The 12270-nt window shown below is 36.9% G+C and carries 10 protein-coding genes; 2 read left to right on the forward strand and 8 right to left on the reverse strand.

Going from position 1 to position 12270, the window contains the following annotated elements:
• Positions 1-194: 194 nt before the first annotated feature.
• The 5 genes from ABD814_RS12730 to ABD814_RS12750 all read right to left on the reverse strand — a co-directional run bounded on the left by ABD814_RS12730 (position 195) and on the right by ABD814_RS12750 (position 6925).
• Positions 195-1748 (reverse strand): FAD-dependent oxidoreductase, encoded by a 1554-nt coding sequence (locus ABD814_RS12730; protein WP_344913949.1) that lies wholly within the window; start codon positions 1746-1748, stop codon positions 195-197.
• 142 nt (positions 1749-1890) lie between these two features.
• A complete protein-coding gene (locus ABD814_RS12735; RefSeq protein ID WP_344913952.1) occupies positions 1891-2730 on the reverse strand; it encodes a malate synthase in 840 nt (279 codons plus the stop codon).
• A gap of 243 nt (positions 2731-2973) precedes the next feature.
• Positions 2974-3891, reverse strand: a complete 918-nt coding sequence (gene panE / locus ABD814_RS12740) for a 2-dehydropantoate 2-reductase (protein ID WP_344913955.1) — start codon at positions 3889-3891, stop codon at positions 2974-2976.
• 50 nt (positions 3892-3941) lie between these two features.
• The gene (locus tag ABD814_RS12745; RefSeq protein ID WP_344913958.1) at positions 3942-5090 is read right to left on the reverse strand and encodes an AI-2E family transporter; all 1149 of its coding nucleotides are present in this window, start codon (positions 5088-5090) and stop codon (positions 3942-3944) included.
• Between the two features lie 647 nt (positions 5091-5737).
• Positions 5738-6925 (reverse strand): MFS transporter, encoded by a 1188-nt coding sequence (locus tag ABD814_RS12750; protein WP_344913962.1) that lies wholly within the window; start codon positions 6923-6925, stop codon positions 5738-5740.
• A gap of 134 nt (positions 6926-7059) precedes the next feature.
• On the opposite strand from ABD814_RS12750, the gene ABD814_RS12755 reads away from it, so the two are divergent.
• Positions 7060-8346, forward strand: a complete 1287-nt coding sequence (locus ABD814_RS12755; RefSeq protein ID WP_344913965.1) for a hydroxymethylglutaryl-CoA reductase, degradative — start codon at positions 7060-7062, stop codon at positions 8344-8346.
• Between the two features lie 42 nt (positions 8347-8388).
• Here ABD814_RS12755 and ABD814_RS12760 read toward each other — a convergent pair whose 3' ends face one another.
• Positions 8389-9561: a hydroxymethylglutaryl-CoA synthase gene (locus ABD814_RS12760; protein ID WP_344913968.1), complete on the reverse strand. Its 1173-nt coding sequence runs from the start codon at positions 9559-9561 to the stop codon at positions 8389-8391.
• 226 nt (positions 9562-9787) lie between these two features.
• On the opposite strand from ABD814_RS12760, the gene ABD814_RS12765 reads away from it, so the two are divergent.
• Positions 9788-10966 (forward strand): acetyl-CoA C-acetyltransferase, encoded by a 1179-nt coding sequence (locus tag ABD814_RS12765; protein ID WP_344913971.1) that lies wholly within the window; start codon positions 9788-9790, stop codon positions 10964-10966.
• 54 nt (positions 10967-11020) lie between these two features.
• Here ABD814_RS12765 and ABD814_RS12770 read toward each other — a convergent pair whose 3' ends face one another.
• Positions 11021-11530 carry a methylated-DNA--[protein]-cysteine S-methyltransferase gene (locus tag ABD814_RS12770; protein WP_344913974.1) on the reverse strand — a complete coding sequence of 170 codons (510 nt, stop codon included), beginning with the start codon at positions 11528-11530 and terminating at the stop codon, positions 11021-11023.
• A 24-nt stretch (positions 11531-11554) separates the two neighbouring features.
• A complete protein-coding gene (locus ABD814_RS12775) occupies positions 11555-12175 on the reverse strand; it encodes a hypothetical protein (protein WP_344913977.1) in 621 nt (206 codons plus the stop codon).
• Positions 12176-12270 lie beyond the last annotated feature (95 nt).

Consider the following 12270-nt stretch of genomic DNA (forward strand, 5'->3'; position numbering starts at 1 on the left):
CATTCATAATTTTAAAAAACTGAAATCATCTCGAGGGATAAGTCTGCCCATTTTTAAGTTTGATGGGAAAAAGGGGATAGAGAAAAGTGAAAATTTAACGAGCAACCATACTTATTTAGTTATAAAAACTAAATTTCCCTAACTGGCATTCACTTTTGGCAATTTAATGGGCAAATCACCTATAAAAAATCAAGTTATGAATAATGCAGGTTATAATCATATTTTTTCAAGGGTTTTTCTGCTGGACCCTCAACGACATCTCCAGTATACGAAAACCTAGAACCGTGACATGGACAATCCCATGTACGTTCACCACTGTTCCACTCAACTTCACAACCAAGATGAGTACAAGTTGTATCGATTAGATGAAGTTTTCCTTGATCATCTTTATACGCGCCCTTACGTTTTCCATCAATACTAATGATCGCTCCTTGATCACTAGATAATGTTTTAGGATCAATTTGACTCAATTGAAGTTTGCCTTTAACTAAATGTTCAACAACATTTGCATTTTGAACGACAAGGTTTTTTAAACTAGGGATTGGATTAAATCGTGCTGGCTTGAAAAGTTCCTCATACTTATTCTTTTTACCGTTAACAAGATCAGTGATCAACAGTGTTGCAGCAGTTCCATTCGTTATACCCCACTTACGATAACCAGTAGCAATTAACACATTTGGATTCCCCGACGTGATTCTGCCGATGTAAGGAATCTGATCAAGTGTGGTCAAATCTTGAGCTGACCAGCGGTATTTTATCGAATCAATTCCTAGAATCGTCTGACCAAAACTCTCCAAAGCATGATAGTGTTTGATCGTATCAATTCCTTGACCTGTTTTGTGATTTTCTCCTACGATTAACGCCATTTCTTCACCATTTATCGCTATTTTTCTTAATGAACGAGTTGGATTAGCAGCGCTAATAAATAGTCCTGCTGGTATCTGTTTGTTTACTTTTGCAACAATTGCGTATGAGCGTTCAGCATACATTTTTGCAGAATAGAGACCAAGACCTTCATAAAATGGAAAGTGAGAACAGACGATGACATGATTTGCAGTAACTTTAGCTTGATCACGAGTTAAAACAACTGGTTGTTGCCCTTTCTTAATATCGACAGCCGTTGTTTCTTCAAAAATTTTCCCCCCCATTTCAGTCACTTGCTCAACTAATTGCTCTAAATACTTTAGCGGATGAAATTGAGCCTGATCTTTCATTATCAAAGCATTATTAACAGCTAAATCAAGGGGAATAGAATCAACTAAAGTTCCTTTAATACCAAGTTGATTATACGCTTTTGCTTCTTGTTCCACTTTTTCTTGATCTTTCTTTGTCACCGCGTAAACCCAAGCATCTTGCTGACTATATTCACAGTCAATTTCAAAATGAGCAATCGTTTCACGAATAAAGTTTAATGCCTCAAAATTAGCCTGATAATAAAGCATTGCTTGCTCAATTCCAATATCCTTAATTAATTGATGATAAATCAAACCGTGCTGAGCAGTAATTTTGGCAGTCGTATGCCCCGTTGTTCCATTTAATAGCTTGTCTGATTCCAATAGAGCTATTTTTAAACCGCTTTTCGCTAATAGATAAGCAGTTGTCACACCAGTAATCCCACCTCCTACAATGACAACATCGACGTTTATATCTTTGTTTAACTTAGGGAACGAACGCATTGATACAGAATTAAGCCAATAAGATTCACTCACATCTGGTAGACTCTTGTTCGTTTTGTCTTGATTAATCATTATCAATATTCCTCTCCATTAAATCATAAGGTCATATTGATATAATTTCCTAACTGAAACAGAATATCCATAATAAAAAAAGTTGTCCAATTATAGCTCACACCAGCTATATTGGACAACTTTTGGTCTTAACTTGATTAAACTATTGCTTCAATGCTCCGCTTGCTTCTGGAAGTTCCGAAAGATCAAGTAGGTTCATCTCACTGAAATATTGAAGAAAATCTTCAGCTTGTTTAATTTCAGCTTCATCCGTTTTTAATGCGACAATATCTTTCAAAATTTGTGCTGTAATCATATTGTCAAAATAACGATACTTACCAGAATTCCATGTTGTGCGATGTGGGTAGTTTTTATTGAGATAGTAATTCCAGAATAAGATTTTTTCAGCTTCTGTTTCCGTCAACTTAATCCGGTACACTTCATGTGCTTCAATCATGCCATCTTCATTATCATCACCAGAAAATGTTTCTGGAACCATGTAGAGACCGATTACTTTTCTGACTGTTTCTGCTTGATCAGCTTCTCTAACCGTTAATAGAACAGAACTATTTGGTCGTAACCTTGCAACGATATTTGGTTTTCCTTTATTTTTACCACTTTGGACTTCACCAGTAAAAACAGTCCAATTATCGATGACATTGTTTTGTTCTTCTTCGTCTAACCAAAAGACAACTTGAGAACTTTCATGAATTTTTAAGTTCTTTAATCTTTCACGACGATAAGCTTCTTCAGCTATTTGTCTCTGCTCTTCTTCCCTTTCCTGTTCACGTAATTGCTTTTCTTTTTTTGTTTGAATTAATATTTTTTCTAATGATTTAGCGACTTCTCGATCTTTTAGGTGGATAAAATTCCCTAATGAATCAGGGTAAACGAATTTTTTCGTATCCTCTTCAAAATCAATTGTAATAAAAGCATCATCTTGCTCGATGATTTGTCCTTTACCGAAAACCTTATGAGTAATCATCTCATTGACTAAATTCACTAACTCACTCTCCTATTAAAAAAATTTTCAATTTACAGGCATAAGTTAAACAAATAAAAATCGCACTCAAATTCTGTCGATAAGAAGTTGCGTACGATTACTAATAACTAATTCTAGTCGTGATTCTGTCTTTATTTTACCACAGATTAAAGTTTATTGCAAATTAGCCGTTGACAATCTCATTTTGATTATCGTATAATGTAAGATTATTTTAAACAAATTATTAAATTCAGCAAAAAATTCTTATGATAATGTCTGCTCAAAAACTTTTAAGTTTTGAAAAATTGAAGTTAAATAAGGTGCATTGATTTGTGCATTTTTCGCCAAGCTTAAAAGATAACCTTGAATATGATCACCTTCAATTTGTGAGCCCTTTTCCATATCGCGCTGCATCGATGTTTTAAAATCATAGCCAAGTGTTTCAATCGATGCTAATTGCTCGATTTCAACATCGGGGGCAATGGGCGCATGATTGGCCCGCATAATTGCTGTCACTTCTTCGTAGAGTTGCTTGATATAAGTCATTCCACCATCACTTTCTCTGATCGGACCAATTGGGACACGCATTAAAGTTGTCAGGCCAGATAAGACGGTAATCCGTAAATACTTGTGCCACATATCTTGTAAAATGTGCTCACTTAAAATAAAATCGGCTTTTGTTCTGCTAAATGCTTTTGCGATTCTGTTCATTCGATTCGACTTTTGCTCATTCAGTTCACCAAAAACAAGTTTATCAAATTGACTTGAATGAACAACTTCACCTGCTTCATTTAATGTCGTTTCAATTTGACATAGTCCACCCATCACTTTCTCCACACCAAAAGCATCTGTTAATTGTTCGAGATGTGAAATGCCATTTAATAATGGAATGATCACTGTTTCATCCCCAACAAAAGGCTGTAAATCGTCGATCGCTTCTGATAAGTGATAAGCTTTTGTTGAAAAGAGAACGACATCAAATGGCTCTGTCTCTTGATCTTTCGTTATTAATTGTGGATGAAAAGAAAAATCACCTTTTGTACTTTGAATAACCAATCCATTACTTTCAAGTTGTTGTTTTCGTTTATCACGAACTAGAAAAACAACGTTCTCACCTTTTTCGACTAAACGCCCGCCAAAATAACCACCAATTCCCCCAGCTCCTAATACCAAAATACGCATATGTATCTCTCCTTCTTTATTATCCCAATTGATCGAGATTTAATTCTAGATCAAGCTTTAACATGTGAATTATTTTTTCTTTTCTCTCTCATCACGACATTATCTTTGAGTAATCGATAAAGTGCGGATGATATAGGGACCCCAATTAACATTCCTAGAACACCCCATAGACCTCCACCAATCGTGACACCGACGATGACCCATAATCCAGATAACCCAATTGATTGACCAACAACACGTGGGTAAATAATATTACCTTCGATTTGTTGGATTGCGATAATCATAATGAGAAAGAAGACTGCTTGTAATGGTGACTCGACTAAAATCAATAGAAAACCAACAGATGCAGAAATGTATGCTCCAATATATGGGATGTATGCCGTAACTCCAGTTAATGCACCAATCATACCTGCATATGGAAATCTAAAGATCCACATACCAATCGCCACTAATGAGCCAAGAATGACCGCTTCAATTGTTTCTCCAACAAGGAAGTTTCTAAATGAATCGTTCACAACATGTGCAACATATCGAACACCTTTGTCAATACGTTCTGGGAAGTAAGCACGTAGCAACCGTTGAAATTGTTCTGCTAGCTTTTCTTTCGTTAATAAAATATAGATTGAAATAATAAACGCGATAAATATATTAACAATAAAGCTAAAGACAGAACCGAGTGTTGCAACGGTCGTTTCAATAATGTTTCCTGTAAAATTATTGACGAAATTCAATACTTGTGTGGCGATGCCCTGCCAATCAATATCTACTTCTTGTACCATTTCGGCAACTCGAGGAAATAAATCTTCATATTCAACAATCCATGTCTCAACCATCGTAAATAATTCAGGAATCGTTTCAATAATCGTCATAATAACAGAAATCAATTGTGGTGCAATTAAACTGACTACAAAAACTAAAATAAAAATAATCACAACAAATCCAACTAAAATACCAACCGGACGTCGGGTTAATTGAACCCACTTGCTCATTTTATTAGGGAAATAGAGCTTTTCTATCTGGATCATTAATAGATTGATAACATAAGCAATAATTGCACCCATAATGATCGGACGAATAATGACCCAAATTAGTGCGAGCCAATCAAATAGATGCTGATAATTCGTAATAACCAAGATAACAACCGCACCGATGATCAAATATTTCATAATTAATTTGTCGATCAATTTGTATTTGTCCATATCTCACGTACCTTTCTATCCCGGATGATGTTACTCTATTTTATCTTATAATTCAGAAAAAATCACCCAATAACAACAGTATAATTGCATAAAGTTTACATTCCTATGTCAAGTCTTATCGTTGTGGTTTTAGATAGCTGATATTGATCGATCAATACAACCGCTACGGGAAAATATTTCGCTTACCGCGGGCGTGCCTCGGGCGCACAGGACGTGGGTCAGTTAGACGTCGCCACACGACGTGGCGATCTTAGTCTAACATTCCCCCCAAGTGGATCTTCGGCTCACGCTATTCCCGCTGGTGTCTTCATATTTTCCCTACGCTAATGTCTACTTTCCTACAAGAAAAAAAGGTCTCTTAGCAATACATCGTATGAAAGATACTATTTAGCAGATGAGAGATGTGTAGACTCCCACGGGAAAAGCAAGAGCTTGAGATCCACTTTGACAAGTGGGCTTTGCTTGGCAAAGTTAGCTCAAGCCTTGCCCGTAGGAAAGCGAAACATCTCTCAGCTGCGGGTGTGATCCTCTTAATTAGAGCTAATCACATAACTTGATTTTTTCTTAACTTTTTTATGCAAGGTATTACTATTTAGTTTTGGAATACCTTTTTCAATTCCATAAATACGAATCAATTGATGATCCTTTTACCTTTTTGGTTTAATCGCAAATAAAGCGATAACAGCTGCAATTCCACTCAAAATTGCCAAAGTGATATAAAGCACCCGCATATTCCCCTCTATTACCGCGACAATTGGCGGTCCAGATGCAACACCTAAAAAACGCATACTGCTATACAAAGAAGTCACTGTTCCACGTATATTTTTCTCAACTCCTTTTGTAATCAGTGAGTCTAAAGCCGGTAATGACAGACCGATCCCCAAACTTGATATCGATAATAAGCAAGTGATGAATAGAAGGCTGATTTCTTGTGTGACAAATAATAACGGTAACCCAATGATCAGATTTCCACTAAAAATGAACCATTTCATCAGCACTTTATTATCACCAATTTTTTTACTCGACAAATACGACGCTAGGCATAGGATTAACAAAGGAATGGCTAAGATTAAACCTTTATTTATCCCATTGATTTGGTATTGCTTCTCAAGTAGATTGGAAAAATGAAATTGATAACCGAACAAGACAAACATGTTTAGTCCACCGATCAGAAAAATAGCCATCAACCAGCGCCCACTTTTCTTAAAAATGGTCTTAACTTTCTTGGTAAACCCTGTAAATTTCGGTTTTGTCGTTTGTTTTTGTGGCGACACTTTTACTAAGAAAATCACAAGTAGTAATGACAGAATTGAAAAAACCGGCACAAAAATAAACGGTAAATACCAAATAACGAGCCCAAGTGATGCCCCGATAATTGGACTTAATACTTTACCGAACGTATTGGCCGTTTCGATAATTCCTAAGCCTCTACTCACATCTTCTTCATCATGATACATATCTCCTACAGTTGGGATCGTGACTGGAAAAGCCCCAGATGCCCCTACTCCTTGTAAGAGTCGACCTAAGATAATAAATAAATAAGGATGAGCCATTTGCCAAGAGGCAAAAGCCGCTATTCCTCCACCAATTGCCGTCAGAATCAGACTTGGAATGATAACTTTTTTCCGTCCAAAACGATCAGACAAGTACCCTGCAATTGGGATTAAAATAATCGCAACAATTGAATACACAGTGATAATCAAGCTTGCCTGAAGCTGACTAATTTTTAAGACACTCTCAATCATCGGTAATACAGGGATTAACATCGAATTACCAAGTGTCATAACGAGTGGAATTGATGCTAAGGCAAGTAAATCTAATTTTTTTCGGTTCATTTGACAACATCCATTCATCCGCATTTAAGTACTGAAACTATTTTAAGCTTAATTCACTATTTCATACTTCAATCTGACCTAATAAATTTCGATTATGATACAATGAGACACAGATAATCAATTGGAGGTTCAACATGAAAAAAAACCGATTAGATAAATTTTATAATAAGACAATTGATCAACGGATTGAAGCATTAATGAATGGGGATTATCTTGAGACCCAATCAATTGACAGCTTTAAACAGGCATTTGTGTTACCTGAAGAAATTAGCAATCACATGATTGAAAATGTTGTTGGAACTTATCAGCTCCCACTAGGATTAGCACTTCATTTTTTAATTGATGGTGAAGATTACTTAATTCCAATGGCAACCGAAGAGCCTTCAGTTATCGCAGCAGCCAGTTTTGCCGCAAAAACGATTCGCCTTGCTGGTGGTTTTACTACTGACATTAGTAACCGAACGATGATAGGACAAATTGCTCTAAAGAACATTAAAAATAAAGATGATGCGATTCAAGCAATTTCTGAAGCGGAAGCGGAAATCATTTCGATTGCAAATAATGCGCATCCATCGATCGTCAAACGTGGTGGTGGAGCTCGATCGATCAATGTTCGTTGGCTTGAAGCGGATGCTGAACATGGTACACCTGCTTTTCTTGTCATTCATTTACATGTGGAAACACTAGAAGCAATGGGTGCAAATATGATTAATACGATGGCTGAAGCGGTTAAACCATTTTTAGAAGAAATGACAGAAGCGAATGCTGTGATGGGAATTTTGTCAAATTATGCGACGGAATGCCTCGCAACCGCTAGATGTAAGATTCCAGCTACTATGTTAGAACGGCGTGGTATGTCTGGGACTGATGTTCGTGATAAAATAATTGAAGCAAATCAATTTGCGATTGCCGATCCATACAGGGCAACAACAAATAACAAAGGGATTATGAATGGCATCTCTGCACTTGTTTTAGCAACAGGTAATGACACACGAGCAATTGAAGCCGGAACCCACGCATATGCAGCACGATCAGGACAATATCGTTCATTAACAAAATGGTCACAAGCTGAAGATGGTGATTTAATCGGTGAGCTAACGATCCCCCTGCCAATTGGAACTGTCGGTGGTTCAATTAACATTCACCCAGGCGCGAAATTCACCCACAAATTGCTCGGTTCTCCCGATGCAAAACAATTAGAGTCAATCATCGTCTCCGTCGGCTTAGCACAAAATTTTGCCGCAACACGTGCACTCGTAACCGATGGCATTCAAAAAGGCCACATGGCGCTACAGGCAAAATCACTTGCCATTAATGCAGGTGCAACTGGTGATGACATTCAAAAAGTCGCCCGACTCTTAAGAAAAGAAAAACATATGAATTTACAAACAGCTAAAACGATTTTACAAACCTTACGCTAAAAAAACTCGTTAGTCTCAAATTAGAGATTAACGAGTTTTTCATTATTGTTGTTTATTTACATATTGACGCATATGGTTTTTAATTCCGGCTAAACAAATTAGTGCTGGATCCATTTCAATATCTAGCTCAATATCCCCAACACCATTTGGAATTGTATCCATAAACACTGCTTCATAACGCTCAATTGAAATTTGCTCGCGTTCTTCAAGCAGTTTCTCATGGTATTCTTTCTTCAAATGATCACGATAACCAGGTTGCAAGATTCCTGTGAAAAATTCACCAACCGAACCAGAGCCGTAACTGAATAGACCGACAGTTGCTCCAGCTTCGAGTGTTTGATTTTGCTCAAGTAATGAGATTAAATTCAAATATAATGAACCCGTATAAATATTTCCAACAATCGCATTATAGTATTTTCCGACCTCATAGTAGTCCAATAAACGCTTTTTATCTGCTTCATCCGCATCTTCAAGAACTGATTGCAGTGCTTTTAGGCCCATTTTTGTATATGGTGTATGGAAAACAAGTGCTTCAAAGTCTTTTAAACTTGTCTTTGTTTGCTCCTGATATTGGGCAAATAAATCTTTGAAGAAATTAATGTATTGGATCACTGAAAATTTCCCTTGTACGTGAGCTGTATCCGAGTATAGTGGACGCCAAAAATCCATCGCATCATCTGTTTGATAGACACTTGGACTTTCAATCGTCAACAGCTTAGGATCACGAGCGATTACCATAGCCACCGCACCAGCACCTTGTGTAATTTCCCCGCCAGTTTTTAAACCATAACGTGAAATATCAGAAGCCAGGACTAAGACACGACTATCTGGATTCAATGCGATATGACCTTTGGCAATTTGAAGCCCAGCTGTTGCACTATAACAAGCTTGTTTAACTTCGATCGAACGAGCAGATTTTTTTAATCCTAATAATTCATGAGCAAAAATTCCGGCAGCTTTTGAGTGATCGACGCCCGTTTCGGTTGCAAAAATGACGTAATCAATCGCATCAATATCTGCCTGAGTCAATATATTTAGGGCAGCATTTGCTGCTAATGTCACAGCATCTTGCGTTTTGGGTGCTACTGCCATTTTTTCTTGCCCGATCCCTACTTTAAATTTACCTGGCTCAACACCACGTGCCTCAGCTAAATCTCCTGTATCAATATACATCGCTGGTGTGTAAAAACCGATTTTGTCAATTCCTATTTTCAATCTAGCCACTTCCTTTGGTTCATTCTTTTTAAAAAACTATTTCATTCTTATAACAGTCTTTTTTTAATTCTTATCTAATACTTTAACACGAATGGGTTAATTTCACTAATTTTTCTTGCTTATTTTAAGTGAAGTTACCATATTAATAATTAATAAATGATTAACTAGAAAAAATCTGTTAAACTTATATGGTAACTTCTAAGTAGAAAATAAGGAGTTGTTGATGATGGAAGAAATCGTTATTGTTAGTGCTGTCAGAACACCAATTGGAAAATTTGGCGGTGCTTTAAAAGATCATAGCGCGCGTATGTTAGGAACAATCGTTGTGAAAGAAGCAATTAAGCGCGCTCACTTAGAACCTGCAGAGGTTGACCAAGGTATTTTTGGACAAGTTTTACAAGCTGGAGTTGGTCAAAATGTCGCTCGACAAATTTTAGTTGATGCTGGCGTCCCTTATGATAAACCCGCAATGACAATTAATGAGGTCTGTGGTTCAGGTTTAAAAGCGGTCATTCTTGGTAGTCAGCAAATTCAACTAAATCAAGCTGAAATCGTCGTTGTCGGTGGTGTTGAGAGTATGAGTAACGCCCCCCACCTTCTGCCAAGCTATCGTTTTAAAAAAGAATTTGATCAAGAGAAGCTAATTGACGCTATGATTCATGACGGTCTGACAGATGCATTTAGTCAAAAACATATGGGCATTACAGCTGAAAATGTTGCAAAGCAATTTAATGTTTCAAGAGCAGAACAAGATCAATTTGCATTAAATTCACAACATAAAGCTCAATACGCTCAAGAGTCCGGTCGATTTAGTGATGAAATCGTCCCTGTTCCGATAAAAAATGAATTAGGCGAAACGATTTTATTTGATCAAGATGAACATATTCGAAAAGATGTTAAAATCGAAGACTTAGAGAAATTAAGAACGCCATTTCTTGAGGATGGCACAGTAACTGCTGGTAGTGCATCTGGAATTAACGATGGTGCAGCTGCTTTAGTTTTAATGAAAAAGTCAACTGCTGAAAAACGTGGTCTTAACTATTTAGCAACAATTAAAGATTACGCAGAAGTTGGCATCGATCCAAGTATAATGGGCTATAGTCCATACCATGCAATTAATAAACTTGCCCAACAATCTAGGCTTGATTTAAATCAAATCGACCTATTTGAAATTAATGAGGCATTTGCGGCTCAAAGTATTCCCGTTGTCCGCGATCTAGGTCTTGACCCCAATAAAGTAAATGTTAATGGTGGTGCAATTGCACTCGGTCATCCAATTGGTGCATCTGGCGCAAGAATACTGATTACTTTAATTTATGAAATGAATAAGACTGATGCTAAATCAGGAATTGCCAGTCTCTGTGTTGGTGGAGGAATTGGTGTCTCGATGCTAGTTGAAAAATAAGATCACAAAAAAGGCTAAAGAAAGATTTGACAATCTTTCTTTAGCCTTTTAGATTTAATTCGATTCAAGTTGTAGTAATGATTTTTTTAATGCTAAGCCCGATCGAAAACCAGTCAGTTGCTTATTTTTACCGATCACTCGGTGACACGGTACAACAATCAACAATGGATTCTGACCAATCGCTCGACTAACTGCACGAACAGCTTCTGGACGATTAATTGAATTGGCAAGTTCGCTATAGCTCCAAGTCTCACCATATGGAACTTCCGCTAATTGGTGCCAGACGCTTTTTTGAAAAGGGGTACCATAAATATCAGTCACAAAATCAAAGTTGACTAATTGTCCGTTCAAATAAGCACAAAATTGGTCTCGTTCACGATCAAATAATCGATCATTTTGAACGAGCTGATAAGTTTTAAATGTCTTAGTCAGCCATTTTTCTGCAAAATGGTCAGGTTGATCATTGTCTGTCGTCACCAAAACAAGACCTCGATCAGTTTTATATAACGTCAATTGTTGGTCTAGCCCAGTAAATGTTGTATAGTAAATTGTTTTTGCTACCATCAAAATCGCCCTTTAGTCATTTTTTTAATCATGCCAAACGAGATGGTCAATAATTAAAGCTGAACGCGCACTAAAACCGTCCGCAAACTCTTCTGGGTAGTAATAACCGATTGAGTAATCCTGTTCATGTTTAGTAAAAAATGATACACGTCCAATAAATCCTTGTTTTTCTACCTGAAATTCCTGATCTGAAAAATCATATGCAAATCGCTCCGGTTCCTTTGTCGTAAAACCAGCTGTTTGTAATTCAGCAAGAACTGTTTCTTTTGAAGCCTCCATAATGAACATTCGAGCATCTTCATTTTTTTCGCCATTATAGTTCGTAAATATGTTTAAACCATTTTGCTCAAAGTGACCGACCATATCCTCTGGTATATATGCAGAAAAGTCAATCCCTTCATCTTGATAAAGTAGAAGTGTTGTTGATTCTTCCATACCTTCAATCTCAAGTGTTGCTTCTTGTTGCTCAGCTAAATTTGGTGTTTGCTTCTCCGCTTGATTTGACTCAACTCCAGTGAGATTGTCACTCTCGGGATGATCTTCGGTCTGATCCGCATGTTCTTGATCATCATTTAATGATGTGCCACATCCAATCAAAACAATTGCTAACATAACAACCATGAAAAATAAGTGTGTTTTCTTCATTATTTCGCCCCCTAGTTGATCAACGTATTGTCAAAAATTTATAAGTAAAAACTTCCGTTTTTATTGATTTAATGCTATTAACCACAAAAAAACTT

It is taken from the genome of Amphibacillus indicireducens, from assembly GCF_039539605.1.
GTDB lineage: Bacteria > Bacillota > Bacilli > Bacillales > Amphibacillaceae > Amphibacillus > Amphibacillus indicireducens.

What these genes read in the sequence shown, in the direction of transcription:
- ABD814_RS12775 (WP_344913977.1), bottom strand. Translation starts at nt 12,175, where the DNA reads ATGAAGAAAACACACTTATTTTTCATGGTTGTTATGTTAGCAATTGTT.
- ABD814_RS12755 (WP_344913965.1), top strand. Translation starts at nt 7,060, where the DNA reads ATGAAAAAAAACCGATTAGATAAATTTTATAATAAGACAATTGATCAA.
- ABD814_RS12770 (WP_344913974.1), bottom strand. Translation starts at nt 11,530, where the DNA reads ATGGTAGCAAAAACAATTTACTATACAACATTTACTGGGCTAGACCAA.
- ABD814_RS12765 (WP_344913971.1), top strand. Translation starts at nt 9,788, where the DNA reads ATGGAAGAAATCGTTATTGTTAGTGCTGTCAGAACACCAATTGGAAAA.
- ABD814_RS12730 (WP_344913949.1), bottom strand. Translation starts at nt 1,748, where the DNA reads ATGATTAATCAAGACAAAACGAACAAGAGTCTACCAGATGTGAGTGAA.
- ABD814_RS12745 (WP_344913958.1), bottom strand. Translation starts at nt 5,090, where the DNA reads ATGGACAAATACAAATTGATCGACAAATTAATTATGAAATATTTGATC.
- panE (WP_344913955.1), bottom strand. Translation starts at nt 3,891, where the DNA reads ATGCGTATTTTGGTATTAGGAGCTGGGGGAATTGGTGGTTATTTTGGC.
- ABD814_RS12750 (WP_344913962.1), bottom strand. Translation starts at nt 6,925, where the DNA reads ATGAACCGAAAAAAATTAGATTTACTTGCCTTAGCATCAATTCCACTC.